Source organism: Methylomonas albis (assembly GCF_014850955.1).
Taxonomy (GTDB): domain Bacteria; phylum Pseudomonadota; class Gammaproteobacteria; order Methylococcales; family Methylomonadaceae; genus Methylomonas; species Methylomonas albis.
In genome coordinates this window covers 4,777,377-4,796,116 of sequence record NZ_JACXSS010000001.1, presented here as the reverse complement: position 1 = coordinate 4,796,116, position 18,740 = coordinate 4,777,377, and the positions used below count along the sequence as shown (strand labels likewise).

General features: G+C 43.0%; 17 protein-coding genes. 11 read left to right on the top strand and 6 right to left on the bottom strand.

What is annotated here, in order from left to right; translation table 11 throughout:
- Positions 1–2: 2 nt before the first annotated feature.
- The 6 genes from EBA_RS21630 to pyrF form a co-directional block, all read right to left on the bottom strand.
- A complete protein-coding gene (locus tag EBA_RS21630) occupies positions 3–422 on the bottom strand; it encodes a secondary thiamine-phosphate synthase enzyme YjbQ (RefSeq protein ID WP_192376645.1) in 420 nt (139 codons plus the stop codon).
- Between the two features lie 254 nt (positions 423–676).
- Positions 677–1,741 carry a uroporphyrinogen decarboxylase gene (gene hemE, locus EBA_RS21625; protein ID WP_192376644.1) on the bottom strand — a complete coding sequence of 355 codons (1,065 nt, stop codon included), beginning with the start codon at positions 1,739–1,741 and terminating at the stop codon, positions 677–679.
- Between the two features lie 23 nt (positions 1,742–1,764).
- A complete protein-coding gene (locus tag EBA_RS21620) occupies positions 1,765–3,396 on the bottom strand; it encodes an AAA family ATPase (protein ID WP_192376643.1) in 1,632 nt (543 codons plus the stop codon).
- Positions 3,386–4,468 carry a 3-dehydroquinate synthase gene (gene aroB, locus EBA_RS21615; RefSeq protein ID WP_192376642.1) on the bottom strand — a complete coding sequence of 361 codons (1,083 nt, stop codon included), beginning with the start codon at positions 4,466–4,468 and terminating at the stop codon, positions 3,386–3,388. The genes EBA_RS21620 and aroB overlap by 11 nt, the downstream gene beginning before the upstream one ends.
- Entirely contained in the window at positions 4,440–4,994 is a 555-nt protein-coding gene (locus EBA_RS21610; RefSeq protein WP_192376641.1) for a shikimate kinase, read from the bottom strand. The genes aroB and EBA_RS21610 overlap by 29 nt, the downstream gene beginning before the upstream one ends.
- 480 nt (positions 4,995–5,474) lie before the next feature.
- Positions 5,475–6,200, bottom strand: coding sequence for an orotidine-5'-phosphate decarboxylase (gene pyrF / locus EBA_RS21605; RefSeq protein ID WP_192376640.1), 726 nt, complete (start codon positions 6,198–6,200; stop codon positions 5,475–5,477).
- Between the two features lie 302 nt (positions 6,201–6,502).
- On the opposite strand from pyrF, the gene EBA_RS21600 reads away from it, so the two are divergent.
- From EBA_RS21600 to EBA_RS21550, 11 genes are all read left to right on the top strand, one after another.
- On the top strand, positions 6,503–7,924 hold the full coding sequence (locus EBA_RS21600) for an undecaprenyl-phosphate glucose phosphotransferase (protein ID WP_225616391.1): 1,422 nt from the start codon (positions 6,503–6,505) through the stop codon (positions 7,922–7,924).
- 600 nt (positions 7,925–8,524) lie between these two features.
- Positions 8,525–8,704 carry a hypothetical protein gene (locus tag EBA_RS21595; RefSeq protein WP_192376639.1) on the top strand — a complete coding sequence of 60 codons (180 nt, stop codon included), beginning with the start codon at positions 8,525–8,527 and terminating at the stop codon, positions 8,702–8,704.
- Positions 8,701–9,069: a hypothetical protein gene (locus tag EBA_RS21590; protein ID WP_192376638.1), complete on the top strand. Its 369-nt coding sequence runs from the start codon at positions 8,701–8,703 to the stop codon at positions 9,067–9,069. The genes EBA_RS21595 and EBA_RS21590 overlap by 4 nt, the downstream gene beginning before the upstream one ends.
- Positions 9,070–9,171: 102 nt before the next feature.
- Positions 9,172–9,582 carry a VanZ family protein gene (locus EBA_RS21585; RefSeq protein ID WP_192376637.1) on the top strand — a complete coding sequence of 137 codons (411 nt, stop codon included), beginning with the start codon at positions 9,172–9,174 and terminating at the stop codon, positions 9,580–9,582.
- A 10-nt stretch (positions 9,583–9,592) separates the two neighbouring features.
- Entirely contained in the window at positions 9,593–10,636 is a 1,044-nt protein-coding gene (locus tag EBA_RS21580; protein ID WP_192376636.1) for an acyltransferase family protein, read from the top strand.
- Between the two features lie 79 nt (positions 10,637–10,715).
- Positions 10,716–11,999: an O-antigen ligase family protein gene (locus EBA_RS21575; RefSeq protein WP_192376635.1), complete on the top strand. Its 1,284-nt coding sequence runs from the start codon at positions 10,716–10,718 to the stop codon at positions 11,997–11,999.
- Between the two features lie 35 nt (positions 12,000–12,034).
- On the top strand, positions 12,035–13,564 hold the full coding sequence (locus EBA_RS21570; RefSeq protein WP_192376634.1) for a lipopolysaccharide biosynthesis protein: 1,530 nt from the start codon (positions 12,035–12,037) through the stop codon (positions 13,562–13,564).
- A 97-nt stretch (positions 13,565–13,661) separates the two neighbouring features.
- Positions 13,662–14,654 (top strand): glycosyltransferase family 2 protein, encoded by a 993-nt coding sequence (locus EBA_RS21565; protein WP_192376633.1) that lies wholly within the window; start codon positions 13,662–13,664, stop codon positions 14,652–14,654.
- A 91-nt stretch (positions 14,655–14,745) separates the two neighbouring features.
- Complete coding sequence (locus EBA_RS21560) at positions 14,746–15,873, top strand: glycosyltransferase (protein ID WP_192376632.1); 1,128 nt, start codon at positions 14,746–14,748, stop codon at positions 15,871–15,873.
- 35 nt (positions 15,874–15,908) lie between these two features.
- Entirely contained in the window at positions 15,909–17,111 is a 1,203-nt protein-coding gene (locus EBA_RS21555; protein WP_192376631.1) for an acyltransferase family protein, read from the top strand.
- Positions 17,112–17,779: 668 nt separating this feature from the next.
- Entirely contained in the window at positions 17,780–18,544 is a 765-nt protein-coding gene (locus EBA_RS21550; RefSeq protein WP_192376630.1) for a class I SAM-dependent methyltransferase, read from the top strand.
- The last annotated feature ends 196 nt before the right edge of the window (positions 18,545–18,740 follow it).

The window sequence follows — 18,740 nt, the reverse complement described above, 5'->3', positions numbered from 1 at the left end:
TCTTATTCGCCGTGTAGCGTAACGATGATAGTGCGATTGCCGGCACGATTGCGATGCTCGCATAGATAAATGCCTTGCCAGATTCCCAAGGCCAATTGGCCGTCGCTGATCGGAATGCTTAGCGAGCTGCCTAATATAACGGTTTTTATATGAGCAGGCATATCGTCCGGCCCTTCGAGCGTGTGGCGATAGTATGGTTCATTTTCCGCTACTGCTCGGGAGAAATAGCTCTCCAAGTCCCGGCGTACGTCTGCATCCGCGTTCTCATTGATTGCCAGCGACGCCGAGGTGTGTTGCAAAAATACGTGGGCCAGGCCAATCTCGATATCGTCCAGTACAGAGAGCTGCTCGACTATCTCCCGTGTTATCAAATGAAAGCCGCGCGGTTTGGCGGTCAGCTGGATGCGTTTTTGAACCCACATATCGAGAATGCTAAAAATTGATAAATACTGGAAATCTGGATGGTTACAAATTATTCTGCAAATCGCAAGACACTGCAATTGGCCCTCTAATCCCGGAGCCATACCGCTAAGTTGGGGTCGATAATTCCTTCTCCCTTCGGGAGAAGGTTAGGATGAGGGGGATTAAAGTCAATTATTTACATCCCTCACCCTAGCCCTCTCCCCGGGGGGGAGGTTTAACATAGCGGCATTCCCTAGAGTATAAACGCCTTTATTTATCGATGATATTGCGGACTCAATTCCCGCACCGCATCGACCATGGCTTTGACGTGTTCCGGATTAATGTCCGGCAAAATGCCGTGTCCCAGGTTGAATACATGTCCTGAGCCGTTACCGAAACTTTGCAGCACTTTCCCTACTTTCTCGCGGATCACTTCCGGTTGCGCGTACAAGGTAATCGGATCCATATTGCCTTGCAAAGCGACGCGGTCGCCCACGCGGGCGCGGGCCTGGCCGATGTCGGTTTGCCAGTCCAGGCCCAGTGCGTCGTAACCCGTATCCGCCATCGCTTCCAGCCACAGACCACCGCCTTTGGTAAACAAAATGGTGGGGATTTGCTTGCCATCATGGCGGGTATTCAACAACTCGCGAACCTGCCGTGCATAGCGTAGTGAAAACTCCAGATAATCGTCGTGGCTGAGCATGCCGCCCCAGGTGTCGAATACCATTACTGCATCGGCGCCGGCGGCGATTTGCGCATTCAGATAAGAGGCCACCGATTGCGCCAGCTTATCCAGCATTTGGTGCATGAGCTGCGGTTGTTCGAACATCAAACTTTTCACTTTTTGAAAGCATTTGCTGCTTTTACCTTCCACCATGTAAGTCGCCAAGGTCCAGGGGCTGCCGGAAAAGCCAATCAATGGTACTCGACCATGCAGATTGGTTTTGATCAAGCGCACGGCGTCGATCACATAACGCAATTCGGTTTCCGGATCGGGAATCGGCAGTTTGGCGATGTCGGCGGCGGTTCTGACCGGGCTTGCGAATTGCGGGCCTTCGCCTTCGGCAAACGACAAGCCTAAGCCCATCGCATCCGGTATAGTCAGAATGTCGGAAAACAAAATCGCCGCGTCGAAATTAAAGCGTTCCAGCGGCTGCAAGGTCACTTCGCAAGCCAACTCCGGATTGGTACAGAGCTGCATGAAACTGCCGGCCTTGGCGCGTACCTCGCGGTACTCGGGCAAATAACGTCCGGCTTGGCGCATCATCCAGACAGGGGTACGCTCGACAGGCTGTCTTAACAGGGCTCTTAAGAATAAATCGTTTTGTAAGTTGGTCATTCGTTTCGATTGGGGGGTGAGAATCAGCGGCGGCTTTCTTTTTGTACGGCCCGGAAGCGCTTTTCCATGGCCTGCTTAAATTCGCCGGGCATCACGGTTTTAAGCTGGATCGCTTCGGCGGCGGTTTGGAAAGAGCCGTAAATTACCACGTATTTTTCCAGCTCGCCTTGTTTGATGGGATAGAACTTCAGGCCGTCGCGGTAATCGGCGTATTTTTTTTGAAAACGCAGCGCCGCATCTTTGCTGGACAATACCATGATTTGCAGCGTGAAGTTCCCGGCCGGTTGGGCCGCTATCCAGTCCTGATCGCTGCCTTCGAAGCCGGGGGCGGCTGGTTTGCGTTCGACGGGCTTAGCGAGAGTTGGCGCAGCAACGGGTGCTATCTCCGCTGCAGGCGCAGGGTTGGATGTCGCCGGTTTTTCAGCTTGCTGCTCGGGCTGGGGTTGTACAGGGCTTGGGGCTGTTGAGTTATTTAATGACGCAGCGTCGGCTGAGCGGAGTCGAAGCCGGTCGGTCGCTTCGACTCCGCTCAGAGGGCGGTTTGATTCAATCGGCGGGTGGTTCGCTTCGGCTCCGCTCAGCGAGCGGTTTGATTCAATCGGTGAACGGTTTGATTCAAGCAGCGCACGGGTTGATTCAATTGGATTGGCTCCAGGGCTGGGGGCGGTAGAGGCCATTGCCGGTTCCGATTCCGGCGCTTTGGGCTCGGGTGGGGGCATAATTTGCGGCGGTGCCAGGACGGCGGTTTCGACTGCCGGTGCGGGTGTCGGCTGCGGGGCTGTTATGCTTTCGGCGGCAGCTTTGTCGACACTGTCGGTTTGAATGGCAATAGGTAGGTTGACGGCGGTTTGCTCGGTGACAAAGTCCGGCGGCATCAAAGATTTCAGCGTATAGCCGGCGCCGGCTACCACGCCGGCGATTGCCAACCATAAGCCCACTTTGCTGCGTTTATGGTTTTGGGTATTCGCTAATTTAGGTAATTGCGCGAGTATCTTGCCGGGGATGCCGTTGCTGACGCGGTATAAATCCTCGATCAGGCTGTCGCTGATGGCATTGAAGGACACCACCGCACCCGGTTGGGCCGACAGGTTTTGTAAATATTCGCCGCATTGTTTTTTGCTGAGCGGCGGTAGTTCGATGAAATGACATTCCTCCGCCAGCTTGTCGGTACCGCTCTTGATATGGAATTGATCGTGATTCATCGCAAACACCAGGCGTAAACCCGGTAGCGAATCTGCAAACTCTATCAGCATGGTGATCAGGCCTGGCACCAAATCGCCGGCATCGTCGATCAGCAGTACCACTTTTTGTTTGGCGCATTTGTCGCGCAAGGCGCTTAAATCGAAAGCCGAGGCTTTAGCGATGTTCAGGCCGCGTAATAGATCGTTGATCAGGCTTTCGAAACTGGAATCGGCTGAGGCCGGCAGCAGCACGACTTCCCACATGTCTTTGCGGTTTTGTCTGACGGTTTCCAATAAGGTGGTTTTACCGATGCCTTCCGGGCCACAGACGATCAGTGATTGTTGTAAATTGGCCAGTAAATGCAGTAGCAAATCCAGTTTTTGCGAACGCTCCAGCGTAATCAGGGCTCGTTCGGGGTTGTTGCCGACAGAACGTTTTTGGTAACTGTAGGTCAGGTCGTCGTTATCCAGCATAGCCGTTCAAGGTTGCTTGTAATTGCGCCAGATCGACGTTGACGGGCAACGAGGCTTTGCCGACCGCCTCCAGTAGAATCACCCGAATTTTGCCGTCAATATTCTTCTTATCCACTGCCATCAAATCCACATAGTGCTCGGTGGTCATTTCGGTAGGTGGTGTTACGGGTAATTTGGCTGCTTTGAATACGGCGATAATCCGATCGACGTCGGCATCGTTCAGCCAGCCCAGGCGCCGCGATAAATCGGCGGCAAAACAAGTGCCGATAGCTACTGCTTCGCCGTGCAGATAATGACCGTAGCCGCTGCCGGTTTCAATGGCGTGGCCGAAAGTATGGCCTAGATTCAGGGTGGCGCGCACGCCGGATTCGAACTCGTCTTCACCGACTACTTCGGCTTTGTTAATGCAGGAGCGCTCAATCGCATAAGCCAGCGCGTCTTTATCGCGGGCCAGCAATTTAGGCATATTGGCTTCCAGCCATTGCAGAAATTCAGGGTCGCGGATCAAGCCGTATTTGATTACTTCCGCCAAGCCGGCCGACAACTGCCTGTCATCCAGCGTGTCCAGCACATCGGCATCGGCGATCACGCATTGCGGTTGATAAAACGCACCTATCATGTTTTTACCCAGCGGATGGTTGACGCCGGTTTTGCCGCCGACCGAGGAATCGACTTGAGCCAATAAAGTGGTGGGGATTTGGATGAAGGCGATGCCGCGTTGATAACAGGCCGCCGCAAAGCCGCCCATATCGCCGATCACGCCGCCGCCCAAGGCAATCAAGGTGGCGTTGCGGCTAAATTTTTTGGCAAGCAATTGATCGAAGACTTTTTCAAGATATTGCAGCGTTTTGTATTGCTCGCCGTCCGGCAGGATGACCGTTTCGACTTGGTAATCGGTTAAAGCGGCCTGTAGTTTTGCCAAATAAAGCGGTGCGATAGTCTCGTTGGTAACGATCAATACCTGCTTGGAGCGAATATGTTTAGCCAACAGTTCCGGCTGAGTCAGCAAGCCGGCGCCAATGTAAATCGGGTAACTTCTGTCGTTATTTAGTGCAACTTGCAATTCTGTCATGATCTTCTAAAGCAGCCTGATATTGCTGCAAAATGGTTTTAACCACGGTTTTAGTGGGCAGTACGCCGGAATCGATTTTAAAGTCGGCGCATTCTGTATATAGCGGGTCGCGTTGGGCCAACAAGGTTTGCAGGCGTTGTCTGGGGTTATCGGTGCGCAATAGCGGGCGTTGCGTATCGTGTTTGGTGCGATGCAGGATCTTGTCGATAGAGCAATGCAGATAGACGACGAAGCCGTTTTCTTTTAATGCGGTCCGATTCTCCGGCATTAACACCGCGCCGCCGCCGGTAGCCATCACTATCCCTTGCAATGCCGATAAATGATGAATCACGGTTTGTTCGCGCATTCGGAAGCCTTCTTCACCTTCGTAGGAGAAGATAGTGGGAATATCTACACCGGTGCATTCCTCGATGACTCTGTCGCTGTCGTAGAACGGCCATTGCAAGGCTCTAGCAAGCTGTTTGCCTATCGTGGTTTTGCCCACACCCATCAGGCCGATCAAATAGATATTTGCCGCTGGTTTCATTGCATTGGCTGGTTTCGCGCATTAAAAACCGGAGCATTATGCCCACTTTTTGCAGGGAGTTAAATTTTAGATGTTGGGTATAAGCTTAACAAGTTAATAAAAATTCAAAATCTCCGCGTCTTTTGGTAACTGCAAGGGATAAATGGGAAGACAGGTAGGAATGAGGGCAATGCCGCTAGTTAAGCCTGTCATGAGCTCTTTGGCTGCGCTCAGGACAGGCTTGTGGAAGCGAATGGGCTCCGCTCAGCCAACGGTTCGGCTCGGATCAGTCAGCGGTTCGGCTCGGATCAGTCAGCGGTTCGGCTCGGATCAGTCAGCGGTTCGGCTCGGATCAGTCAGCGGTTCGGCTCGGATCAGTCAGCGGTTCGTCTTCGCTCGGACAACGACTCGGCCCCCGACCAACGGCTCGGCTTCGCTCAGCCGGCGAATAGTTTTTTAACCTAACGGTATTCGGGTTGGGGTGAGGGAGATTAAAACCACTCAAGCAAACTGCGCTGCAATCTGCCCCTGGATTTTTTCCGCCATAGCCCTGCGATCAGTCGCATCGCGGATCGGCCTGCCCACCACTATATAATCCGCGCCGTTTTGAATCGCTTGCTCCACGCTGACCGCGCGTTTTTGATCGTCGTCTTCGCGGTTGTCCACTGGCCGGATACCTGGGGTGATTACCAGTAGCTTCTCGCCCAACTGTTCCCGAATCATTGCCACTTCCAAACCGGATGAAACAATACCGTCGCAACCTATTTGCAACGCCCGTTTGGCGCGTGACAAAACCAACTCGCGCACATCACATTGAAAGCCCAAATCGTCCAAATCGCCACGATCCAGACTGGTTAAAGCAGTGACCGCCAATACTTTTAAGTCGCCTTTCGCTGCCGCCGCCGCTTCCATGATGGAATCGTTGCCATGGATGGTAGCCAGATCCACGCCCTTATTGCTTAAGGCTTTAATCGCCCGGCCCACTGTGGCAGGAATGTCGAAGAATTTAAGATCGACAAAGACCTTTTTGTCACGGGCCTTTAGCCATTCGATGAAACCGAAGTAGTCGCCGGACATAAATAATTCCATGCCCACTTTGTAAAAAATAACCGCTTCCCCCAGTTCCTCGACCAAGGCTTGTGCGTCTGCAATGCTGGAAACATCCAGAGCCATTATCAGGCGTTCGCGGACGGGAATGGCTTTATTTGATATGAAAGATTCTGTCATAAGGATTATGAAATAGTCTGTTTACTTGGTTAAGGGTAGGGTTTTAATTGGTGAGTGTGGCAAGACCTGCTAAAGTGGTTTACAAGCAACGTTGATTGTTTTAGTTGGTTTTCTACTATCAATTGTCGTGCTTGCAATGTTGCTAAGAAGTGATACGCAGGATGATCTTGTATATGCCATGCGGTTTACATGCCGCCGTAGGTGTTTAATTAAACTTTCATTAAGCTGAAATAATTTTGGCTTAAAGTCCTATAATCAGGCAGGCAAATGATGTACTCATTAAGCTAACCAGTATATTTGATATGAATCAGTTTCGCCCAAAAGGATTTATCAGGCCGCTGCAGCCTGAATTGCAGAGCATAAAGCGGGCGATGGATACCGCGTTGATTTTTATCTCGCTATACATCTCGCTGCATATCTATGGCGAGCCGTTCGACCGTGAATACCTAGGCTTATTTATTGTCTGTACCGTGCTGTTCGGTATTTTTGCCGAGCATCAGGAGATCTATCACGGCTGGCGTGGCGATCCCTTGTTCGACGACGCAGTGCGGATCTTATTGTCATGGATAGTGGCCTTTGCGCTGATTGCCAGCAGTTTTTTCGTATTTGACCTTGGCTTTGAATACTCCCGGCAAGTGCTGGAATTGTGGCTACCGCTAGCGCCGCTCAGCATCATCATGCTGCACTCGCTGCGCCGCTCCACACTGTCATACTTGCGGATGAATGGCCTCAATACACGAAACTACGCAATTTTGGGCGGCAATTCGCTAGGCAAGCGCCTAAACGCCGCGCTGACTGAAATGCCTTGGTTGGGCTATAGCTTTATTGGTTTTTTTGACGACCGCATCGAAAACAAACAGCGTCGGCTCGATGAAGACATGGTCGACATCATCGTTGGCGACTTCAAAGAATTATTGGAAAGAGCGCAGCGCGGAGAAATAGATCATATCTATATCACCCTGCCATTGCGTGCTGAAAAGCGGATTAACCAATTGATCCGAGAGCTGGCCGACAGTACAGTCTCGGTAAACATAGTGCCAGATTTTTTTACCTTTAACCTGATGCAGTCCAAACTGAGCAGTGTAAAGGGCATTCCGGTGGTCAGCGTCTTCGATACACCTTTAAATTCGTCTATGGATGGTGCTGCTAAACGCCTTGAAGATTTGTTGTTGTGTGCGATCATCTTGCCGATTATCGCCATACCGATGTTGATCATCGCCATTGCTATCAAGATTACCTCGCCGGGGCCGGTTATCTTCAAGCAAATGCGTTACGGCGTGAAGGGCGAGCAGATTGAAGTATGGAAGTTTCGATCGATGTCAGTATGTGAAAATGGCGATGCCATCAAACAAGCCACCGCCAACGATAGCCGTGTGACGCCCTTGGGCGGCTTTTTACGGCGTACCTCGTTAGACGAATTGCCGCAATTTCTAAACGTATTGAGCGGCACCATGTCTGTGGTCGGCCCAAGGCCCCACGCGGTGGCTCACAATGAATACTACCGCAAGCAAATCCAAGGCTACATGCTGCGGCATAAAATGAAACCCGGTATAACCGGCCTGGCACAAATCAGCGGTTGTCGCGGTGAAACCGAAACTATCGACAAAATGGAAAGGCGGATTCATCATGATTTGGAATACATCCGGCAATGGTCGGTGGTTTTGGACATAAAAATAGTTGTTTTGACCGTTTTTAAAGGGTTTGTGGGGCAGCAGGCTTATTGAGACGGTCCTAGGAGGCCGTCGTAAAATTCCCATCTTCTAGAGGCAATGCCGTTAAGTTAAGACGCCTCTCCCGCTGGAAGAGGGAATGTTTCCATTAACTTAAAGACATTGCTTCTATATGGAGGGGATGAGACCATACCGTTTAAGTTAAGGCTGTACAGTCCCTTCTCCCTCAGGGAGAAGGTTGGGATGACGGAGTCTCCATAATTGATCTTCCGCACCTCCAGCTCCCACTGTCGTGCGAGGGAAAGGGATGTGGGCAATGCCGTTAAGTTAAGAACTAACCGTTCGTCCTGAGTACTGTCGAAGGGCGAATGATTGAGCCGCTCATGGTTCGACAAACTCACCACGATCGGCGTAACCCAACTGCATTGCCCTTTTGGGTGCGACAAATACACGTTGATTGAGGGGTAGGAGGAAAAATGAATAGAGGATACCAAGGCGCATACATCACGCAGTAGCTATATGGACATAAGCCATGCGAATAACCCAACAGCAAACTGACATAAGAACATCGCCATTGACGTATTTGGAACGCAAGCACGTCTGCAATTATTTGGCTCGCGTACAGACGACGCTATGCGTGGTGGAGACATAGATTTGTACGTAAAAGGATTTAATCAAAACCTAGAAAAAACCTTGGATGCCAAATTGCGCTATCTGGTTAAAGCCAAACGGGCACTTGGCGAACAGCGTATCGGTCTAGTGTTTGCCCCGGCCATGGGGCAAGAGCAACAACCCATTCAGCGTATTGCGGAACAGACAGCTATTCCGTTATGAATAAACAAGACAGCATCGAATTTAAACTGCGCCCAGCACCACAGGAATGTTGGCTGCATCAGACTCGATTGCATACAGCTTGGCAAGAAGCTGTTAATTTTCCCTCCATTAAGGATCTAACTATCCGAGACTCAAACGACGTGGAAGTCCGTATGCTCGACCGAATTGTGGTTCGTTTCGGCAAATTACAGAATTTAATCGGCTTGAGATTATTGCCAGCTATTTTACAAATACTGCAAGAACGGCAGGAAAACGACGCCTTCCTGGACAAGCTAAATAGGGCGGAAAAAATAGGTGTCTTACCCTCCGTAGAGAATTGGATATTATTGCGCGAATTGCGTAATCAAACAGATGAATATCCCTAGTACCCAAAAGAAGTATGAGGCGCCTGTTAAAGCGTGTGTCCAAGCTCGGATGGATTGGGGGATGCCTTTAATGCACGGTTTTAACCCTACATGGATCAGGTAATGGCTAATCTAAAAGGCAACCGTAAACTTGCGATTCTATTCGTTCTGCTGAGTATCGCTTGGATATTATTTTTGTTTGCGGAATCATCACAGCCACCTGCCAAAATAATGAGTTCAGGGTATGGTGTTGACAAACTGGCTCATTTTGTAGCTTTCGGTATATTAGCACTATTGGTTTGCTCTGCCTCCTTATGTTTGCGAGGTAAAAATAAAAACTCAACATTTTTTTTTGTTTTAGTGCTCGTTACAATTGTGGGTGTAGCTGATGAGTGCTATCAATTATTAAACCCTAGCCGAGCGTTCGAGTTTTTAGATCTCATGGCTGATATTTTTGGCGCAATTGTGTTTTTATACGTTTTTAATATTGTATTAAAAAGCAGTTTAAGTAGGTGGTTCGTTATTTTCAAATAGTCTCTAATGCATGCTGATTAAAGTACTAGCGTCATTGGTGTTTAGTAAAATGGTTAATATTTTGAGTAAAAAAAATAGGTTGATTGATATAGATAGATCAAAAGGGTTTGCTATTTTTCTTGTCGTTCTAGGGCATATTGTAGCAACCGATGTGCCTCAAGGAAATGAATGGTATGGGGCTCTTAAATTCTATATCTATAAGTTTCATATGCCATTTTTCATGTTTATATCAGGAATAATAATGGCGTATACATTTCCTGTAGTTAATAGCCTCAAAAGTTATTTTGAATATGTTTTTAAAAGGCTAAAACGCCTGGCTCCTGGTTATTTATTGTTTGGTGTATTGATATATCTTGGTAAGTCTTATTTGTCCAGTACGCTTCAAGTGGATGATGTGCCAGGGGATGTCTATTCTGAGATGTATAATCTTCTAATAGTGCCTTCGAAAAGTGCGGGGGGATCGCTTTGGTTTGTTTATGTTTTAATGGAAATGTACATAATTTTTCCTTTGATTATTTTGTTTCTTATTCATAGGCCTGTGTTGATTATATTAATAGGTGTATTGATTGCCTTTGTGCCAGTTACAGATTCGTTTATGCTGGATAGGTTTTGCGAATATTTTTTATTCTTTTCGATAGGTGTTGTTGTTGTGCAGTCATATGAGAAATACTTATGTCTGATTGATAAGTATAGCTATATATTTCTTGCTCTATTTATACTATCATTTTTATCAATGTCTTATTTTTCACAGATTGATTCAAAAATAATTATCGGAATTTTTTCGCTGCCTGCGCTACATTCCTTTATGCGAAATGGATTTTTAGGTGCTCTTCCAGTTTGGGAGTTGTTTGGTAAATATACTTACAGCATTTATCTTATGAACACTATTCTGATTGGCATAGCAAAGGGGTTTATGCTTACGTTCTTTTCTTGGGAAGGTGCTGGTTTTTTATTGATGGCACCTGTTTTGTTGGTTGCTGGTTTATACGGAGCTATCTTTATTAAAAGCTATATTTTGCCAAGATATAAAATATTGGATCGCATTACTAGTTAGCGGCTGTATATATGTAAATACTATACCTTTTACATTAGTATATTAAGGCTCGGAGTCTCGTATTGTTGATTATAATTACATGAATACAATTTCTTATAAACCGGTTGGCGCAATATATCTCTTCCCATTTGTCGTGTTTTTTTTGTTGGCGGGTCTTAGTATATTGCATACTAATGCAAACCAAGAAAGTAGTACTGTAAATCAAATTGTTGACTCTTTAGCTTATGTTTCTGCTTTTATTATATTATGGATAAAGCAGCGAGGTTTTTTTATATATGCATTAAGTCGATCGGCGCCTTTGCTGATAATGCTATTTTTTGCGTTATTATCTATATTGTGGACCGAATTTCCACGGTTTTTGTTAATGGGCTTCGTGCATAAGGTAGGAGCTAGTTTTATAGCTATATCCGCTGCTAGCTTGCTGGCACAAAATATAAACAAGTTTTTCAATGCTCTTCTCGTTGTTTTCTTTTTTTACTTTGTCGCCACCATAATATTCTCGTTTATACGGCCCGATATGGCGCAAATGCCAGCGACCCTTTATGGTGAATATAGGGCAGGGTTGCGGGGGTTTACTTTGCACCCTAATACATTAGGTGCTATATGTGTAGATGGGGTTTGGATTTCAATAAGTAGCTTATTTCTAATCGATAACAAAAATAAAACCACAACGGTGTTGGCGGTTCTATTGCTGATATGTGCTAGCTATTGCCTTGTTAAAGCAGATAGTATGACTTCAATTCTCGTATCTTTAGCGATGGTATTTATCATTGGATGGTGTAAATTTATTAGGTCATCCTCTGGAAGCATAAGACTGATGAAAATAATCCTTGTTATGTTTAGTCTGTTTATGGTCATGGCATCATTGTTTGTATTTAAGCCAGAAATTTTTACTATTGAGTATTTCTTTAAGGCAATAGGTAGGGATTCAACATTCACAGGGCGCGCTAGTTTATGGGAAACCGCATTAAATGGTTTTTATGAAAAACCAATTTTTGGTTGGGGAGAAGACAACCTCCTTACCTTTCATAAGCATTATCATCAATCTTTTGGGCAGCTTCACAATGGCTATTTTGATTTACTAGTTCGTGGTGGAATTGTGGCAATTGTCCTCTTCCTTATAATATTATTGCAGATTTATAGAGGCATATTAAGATTGGCAAAGAGTAATAACCAAAGTTACATTCTAATATTGTCATTTATAAGTGTATGGCTTGTGCACAATGTTACAGAGGCGTCCATTTTTAAAAGCCCTAATGTATTATGGTTGTTTTGTTTGGTTTTATATTTTTTTAGTATAGGGTTTGATTATCAATTTAATAGGTCTAAATATGCAGGATCAAGCTATTTTAAGCGGTATTAAGATAATGTGTTAATTGGTTTAGGTTTATAAAAATTATGGGTAAATCACGGCTGGAAAAGGCTATAAAAAACGCAAAAATAAGTTTGCTTTTTTATTTTTTATTGCTTGCTTCAACCTTTGTGGCAAGGAGTATATTTATTAAGCATCTGGGTGCCGATTTTGTCGGATTGACCAGTGCAATGATGAATATAATGGGGTTTTTAAATCTGGCTGAAATGGGCTTTTCTTCAGTTATAGCATTTTCCCTGTATAAGCCGATCTATGAAAAAAATCGGGAAGGTATTAACGAAGTACTCTCAGTGCTCGCATTTATTTATAACAGGATTGGTTGGTTTGTATTGATTTGCGGTGCGGCTTTGGCAGTGTCTATGCCATATTTTTTTAAGGGTAGCGGTTTTTCAAATGAAATAATATGGGCTACTTTCTTCACTTATTTGCTCACAACCTTGTTAGGTTTTTTTGTTAACTACAAAGAAGCTTTGCTTGCCGCAGATCAAAAAAATTACGTAAAAGTAAAGTTTTTCAATATAGTAAAAATCACAAAAATAATATCGCAAATATTATGCTTAACATATGTAGATTACGGCGTTTATGGTTGGTTATTGCTTGAGTTTGTGTTCTTGTGCTTATATTCTTTATTTATCAATAGGCAGATAAAAAAAATATATCCTTATCTTGCTTCAAGCACAAAAGCTGGTAAGGCCTTAACTAAAAAATATGAGTTTATATATCAAAAAGCAAAGCAAGCATTTTTCCATAAATTTAGCGCCGTAGTTTTGCAGCAGGTTTCCGGAATACTTGTATATGTGTTTTCTAATCTAACAATGGTTACAAAATATACGAATTATACATTGATAACGTCATCAATTTATACGTTACTAAGTAGCATTTTTGATAGTACAAATGCGGCGGTTGGTAGTTTGGTGGCGGAAAAAAATAACAGTAAAATATTAAAAGTATATTGGGAGTTACAGGTTTCAAGATACTGGATTGCAACATGCATGGTATACGCGACTTATACTACAATAGATTTATTTATTGCTGTCTGGCTAAATGATTCATTTATATTGTCCTATGACATAAAAGCAATTCTTATGTTGAATCTATTTATCATGCTCACAAGAAAAACAAATGATGAGTTTATTAGTGCGTGTGGATTATTTAAAGATGTGTGGGCGCCTATTACTGAAGCGGTTCTAAACATCGCAGTGGCAACGGTTGCTGGCCAACGTTATGGTATTGTGGGTATACCGTTAGGTGGGTTCGTAAGTACGCTTTTGATAATAGGGGTATGGAAGCCAATTTTTCTATTTAAGGAGTTTATGCCGGAGGAGATAATATATTACTTCTTTAGGGTATTTAAGTATATGGCAATATCGTTAGCTTCAATTTATCTAGTTGAGCAAATCCCTTTAGTATTTCCTGAGTGCGGTAATAAATACTATGATTTTTTGAGCTTAGCTACGCAAAAAACTTTAACTATATTTATGGTTGCCGGGTTTTGTTATTTTATTTTTACAGTAGAAATGAGAAGGTTTATGAGGCGATTTTTGAGGATATTTTAAAAAATACAATTATGAGTTATATGGAATCCCCGAAAGTTTTGCTGGATCAGTCTGGAAAGAACTATTTTTATAAGCTGACGCTGGAGTATTTTTAGTAATGAATGGTGCCAAAGTAAATACGCCGGTGTCGGTCATTATCCCTGCGTTTAACATTGAAAATTATATTGTAGAAACAATTGAATCGCTTTTGAGTCAAAGTGTTAAGCCACAAGAAATCATAATAATTGATGATGGGTCAACTGATAATACAAAAGGTATTCTTTTGGAGAGGTATGAGGGTAATGGTCTTATAAAAATAATTTCTCAAGAAAATAAAGGTGCCGGCGAAGCAAGAAATCATGGCGTTAGCTTAGCTTGTGGTGATTATATATTTTTTTGCGATTCAGATGATATTGTCTTGCCAGGTTTTTTTGAAACCTTCGACGGCAAACTACGAGAAGATAGTAATATTGATATGTTTTGCTTTAGTTCTGAGTTTTTTTATGAAAATGGTTATAAGGGGAATAAGACTGTTCATCATGCGTCTGGTTGGCTTCCTAGCGCTAAAATTGCCCTTTCCGATCTGCTTGTCCGCAATAGTTATACCGCAGCATCATGGACATATATTATCAGGAAAAATATTATCACTGATAATGGTCTCAAATTTTATGGGAGACTTCATGAAGATCATATTATAACCATGAGTGCTTATTTAATCAGTAAAGCAACCTATAGAACTGAAAATATTTTATACTCGCAAAGGGTTAGGGAGGGTTCTTTGACGAGATCAAAACACATCATCGATTTTTCACCTCGAATAGATGCCTTAAACAGCACGCTAAATGTGTTGGACAAAATAGTAGATGTAGAAAAATCCGAAATTCAGCTTATAAGGGCAAGGTATGTCAATTCTTCGCTATTCTTTTTAATTGATATGTGCGCTGACACTTGCGTATTTTTACCAAGTATTGTGCTTGATACATTTAAGTGTCACAAAAAAAACACGGTATTTTCACTGAAAGAAAAGTTTTTATTAAATTTTCCAGAATTATATTTCGCCTTAAAAAAAATATATATTTTTTGTATGAGGCCATCTCATTCATACCGATGAGTTTTTATGAAAAAAATTTACATAAGCTTTATTAAGCTTATGTGTTTTGCTTATCAACACAAGACTTATATTGAAATACGTAAAATTCCGAATGGAAAAATTAATTGCAATTTATCGTACGGTTTATCTACTTCCGTCTGAAGCTTTTATACCTAGCCAGCTGTCTGGCTTGCGTCATTATATCCCGGTGATATGGTATAGAGATGCTACCACTACTAACCCAGCGTCCTTGACAGGATTTAACGCTGTATGTTTAATCGGTGCGACCAGTTTTTGGAAGAAAGTTGTTTTTACCTTGTTCGGTCTGGCAAAGCTTGCGCAGATTCCGCAATTGGTTCATGCCCATTTTGGACCAGATGCGGCAATGATTTTGCCATTTGTAAAGCGAAATAAATTGCCTTTGGTGGTGACATACCATGGTTTTGATGCTCAGCAATCTCGTGGCGCCATGCTCTGTTCAAGAAAGTTATCCAATATTCTGTTTCTTTTTAGAGAAAAGGGGCTAATTCGCTATGCCTCGCGGATTATTGTGGTTTCCGAATTTTTAAAAAATTGTTTAATCAATAAAGGGTATCCTGCCGATAAGCTCCTGGTTCATTATATAGGGGTTGATACAGAAAAATTTGTGCCAGGAATAAACGCCAAAGTAGCGTACCGACTCATTAATATATCAAGACATGTAAATTGGAAAGGAGTTGATACTATCTTGAGAGCATTACCAGCCCTTATAGTCAAATATCCTGGATTACATTTAATTCAGATTGGCTCCGGGTCGGAAACTGAGACGCTAAAACGGCTTGCGGACGAACTTGGAGTTTCCAATCATATTGAATGGCTCGGTGCATTATCCCATGATAAAGTCCTAGCCGAACTTGGTAAGGCATCATTGTACATTCACGCTAGTAGACAAGACTCAAAAGGACAGACTGAAGCATTTGGGATTGCATTAATCGAGGCGCAGGCTTGCGGATTGCCCGTGGTTGCAACTCGTTCGGGCGGAATACCGGAGGCTATAATTGAAAATGAAACGGGCTTATTATTTGAAGAGAATGATTATATGTCTTTGGCGTTTCAAGTAGATGAGCTGTTTTCAAATCCTGACGATCTTGTGCTAAAAGCAAAAAAAGCTCGCCAGTTTGTTGTCAATAAGTTTGACATTATTAATTGCTCGGCTAAGTTAGAAAATATTTATGATGAAATTTTAACTAAAAGCGATTAAATTAGTAGGCAATTATAGTAAGGTGGTGATTCGCAATGAAATATAACGCTATTAATGTTGAAACTGATCCATTGATTCGCGGAAACTCCGAGTATAACCATGGGCTATCTTCCTTTTTAGATGCTGCCAGATGGGTGTCTGCGTTTTTTGTTATACTAACTCACTTAAATAATAGGATGTTTGTCGTATTAGACAAAATACCATCTCCCGATAGGACCATAGAAAGTTATCTTTGGGGATTTGTATGTGGTTTTGCGCATTGGGGGGTTGTTGTATTCTTTGTTTTGAGTGGTTTTTTGGTGGGTGGTCCTGTCCTAAAAAAGGCGCTAAATGGGCAAAAATTTAATACAAAAAAATATCTTGTCGCTCGTATAACTAGGATTTATCTTGTCCTTATTCCCGTATTGGTTGTCGGGAGCTCTTTGGATTACTTGGGTATGGGTCTTTTCTCGGCATCAGGTGTTTATAGCGAGCATTTAGAGAAGCTTAATAGTCAGTCAGAATCGGCCTTTATTTTTTCAATAGTTGGTTCATTATTAAATCTACAAAATTTATTTTGCGATATTTTGGGTACAAACGGTCCCCTAGAAACCCTTGCAAATGAATTCTGGTACTATATGACATTCCCTCTAATTTTAGCGCCAATTCTCTATCACAGGTCTCTGAAAACATGGTTTTTATTTGGAGTTGGACTCTGCCTTATTATTTCAATGTCTTTGGCTTCAAAATGGCATTTTGTTGGATTTGTTTTGTGGAGTATTGGTGCGGTTTTTTCTGTGAAGAGAGAAAGGTCCTTTGTTAATTCACCATTTGTGGAATTTTGTATTTTTATTGCAATGTTGATCTTAATCCGATTGGTGGTTCGGTCATCAGTAATATTTGGGCCATATGGCTTTTTGTTTGAAATTATAATCGCAATTTTATTCGCAAATGTGCTGTGCTCTTTACAATATAATAAAGTTAACTGGTCACTATTGAATTGGGCTGGGCATGGCAAATTAGGTGGTTTCTCGTATTCATTGTACGCAATACATGTGCCACTACTTATGTTTATGTGTGCAGCGCTAAAAAGCAACTTTGGGTATGGATGGCACGATATTCCCAGGTACTACCATCAGTGGTTAACGGCTTTATTATTTCTTGTTATTTGTGTTGTGATAGCTTGGACCTTATCTTTATTAACTGAAAGGCATACTTATCGTGTGAGAGCTTTCTTTAATAGACGAATTGGTTTGTAGCGGATGGAATAGGCGGTATTTTCGTTATTTTTTATTTAAGAGCATTCAATCTAACTACTTAAGGAACCTCTGATTAATTCGTTATCTCGAATTTTTGGCAACTATTAAATCAATAGCTTGCGCATCTGTTTTTCTTGAAAAACTGCATTAATCAGAGGCTCAACTTCTAATGTTATAAATTTTCCAGCGCTAACAAAAGTAAAAAAATTAGGCTTCATTTTTAACGTTTCTAATTTAATCTGATGCTCTATTAGTGTGGATATAGATTATTTAGAGCGATGCAGCTGGCGCTCACGGTACTATTAGGACTAAAGATTTGGCATTAGCGAAAGGTATCTATGAAGCTATGAAGGATGTAGATTTTTAGTTTGAGCGCTTATCTACTATAGATTCGCCATTGCATATTTGTATAACTATTTAAAATATACAATAAGTTGGAATGTTCATGGGGCTTGTTTGTGATAGTCAACGTTATAAAATTTTGGTAAGTCTTCAATTCTACATCGGTCACATAAGTTAATATATTTGAAGGCAATCAAGATATAAAAAAAATTGGGTTGCACAATTACACTTTAGTACCAGTTCATTAGTAAAAAGTTTAGCTATGGTGCTATTTTACTAACGAAATTTAAATTTTTCGATAATTGTCAATATATAAGGATACCTTCATGACACCAAAAGACCACGTTCACAGGCTAAAGAATAAAATTGATTTATTGATTTTGAATCTTCGTGATCCACATAGGGAGAGGTTTGAATGTCCTCTTTGTGGTTACGATGGTCCTTTTCTAGATATTATTGGCTCAACTGGCCCAAGAAAACACGCAAAATGTCCAAATTGCAATTCCGGAGAAAGGCAAAGAATTCAGTTTCTTGTCGTAAATGACGTGTTAAAACAGATTAACTCTGGTAATCTGAAAATGCTTCATTTTGCCCCCGAATCATTCTTCCGCGATTTTTTTAGTAAGCGTTTTGGTCAATATGAGACTGCGGATTTAAATATGAAGGGCGTTGATCACAATGTCGATCTGCAGCAACTTCCGTTTGACGATCATACATATGATTTTGTCTTTGCTTCACATGTATTGGAACATGTGCCTGACGATGAAAAGGCTATCTCAGAAATTTATAGAATTCTAAAGCCGAACGGCATAGCGATACTGCCAGTCCCAATAGTAGCTGAAAAAACGATTGAGTACCCTGAGCCAAATCCAGAAGAAGACTATCATGTGCGGGCGCCTGGCTTTGATTATTTTAAAAGATATGAGCGTTATTTTTCGAAAGTAGATGCGATCTCCTCTGATTCTCTACCAAGTAAATATCAGTTATTTATTTATGAGGATAGGGAGGGCTGGCCAACTAAAGATTGTCCTCTACGACTCTCTATGCTGGGTGAAAAACATATTGATATTGTCCCGGTATGTTACGTGTGATTTTCTATTGATAGTTAAATAGCTAATGGTGTATTGGGCATTCTGCTATTTACCTATCAAAGCTTGTTCGGAAGGTTTATAACAATAGGTTTTAGACTCTACTAAATGCATTAGACCATTTGTTACGGCGCGGGTCGGTTCAGGCGTTGATGCGGTTAAGCTCAAGCCGGCACAAGAAAATATCCCCTTTACGGTG

Coding starts and splice junctions, on each gene's coding strand:
- EBA_RS21630 (WP_192376645.1), bottom strand. CDS start 422: ATGTGGGTTCAAAAACGCATCCAGCTGACCGCCAAACCGCGCGGCTTT.
- hemE (WP_192376644.1), bottom strand. CDS start 1,741: ATGACCAACTTACAAAACGATTTATTCTTAAGAGCCCTGTTAAGACAG.
- EBA_RS21620 (WP_192376643.1), bottom strand. CDS start 3,396: ATGCTGGATAACGACGACCTGACCTACAGTTACCAAAAACGTTCTGTC.
- aroB (WP_192376642.1), bottom strand. CDS start 4,468: ATGACAGAATTGCAAGTTGCACTAAATAACGACAGAAGTTACCCGATT.
- EBA_RS21610 (WP_192376641.1), bottom strand. CDS start 4,994: ATGAAACCAGCGGCAAATATCTATTTGATCGGCCTGATGGGTGTGGGC.
- pyrF (WP_192376640.1), bottom strand. CDS start 6,200: ATGACAGAATCTTTCATATCAAATAAAGCCATTCCCGTCCGCGAACGC.
- EBA_RS21600 (WP_225616391.1), top strand. CDS start 6,503: ATGAATCAGTTTCGCCCAAAAGGATTTATCAGGCCGCTGCAGCCTGAA.
- EBA_RS21590 (WP_192376638.1), top strand. CDS start 8,701: ATGAATAAACAAGACAGCATCGAATTTAAACTGCGCCCAGCACCACAG.
- EBA_RS21585 (WP_192376637.1), top strand. CDS start 9,172: ATGGCTAATCTAAAAGGCAACCGTAAACTTGCGATTCTATTCGTTCTG.
- EBA_RS21580 (WP_192376636.1), top strand. CDS start 9,593: ATGCTGATTAAAGTACTAGCGTCATTGGTGTTTAGTAAAATGGTTAAT.
- EBA_RS21575 (WP_192376635.1), top strand. CDS start 10,716: ATGAATACAATTTCTTATAAACCGGTTGGCGCAATATATCTCTTCCCA.
- EBA_RS21570 (WP_192376634.1), top strand. CDS start 12,035: ATGGGTAAATCACGGCTGGAAAAGGCTATAAAAAACGCAAAAATAAGT.
- EBA_RS21565 (WP_192376633.1), top strand. CDS start 13,662: ATGAATGGTGCCAAAGTAAATACGCCGGTGTCGGTCATTATCCCTGCG.
- EBA_RS21560 (WP_192376632.1), top strand. CDS start 14,746: ATGGAAAAATTAATTGCAATTTATCGTACGGTTTATCTACTTCCGTCT.
- EBA_RS21555 (WP_192376631.1), top strand. CDS start 15,909: ATGAAATATAACGCTATTAATGTTGAAACTGATCCATTGATTCGCGGA.
- EBA_RS21550 (WP_192376630.1), top strand. CDS start 17,780: ATGACACCAAAAGACCACGTTCACAGGCTAAAGAATAAAATTGATTTA.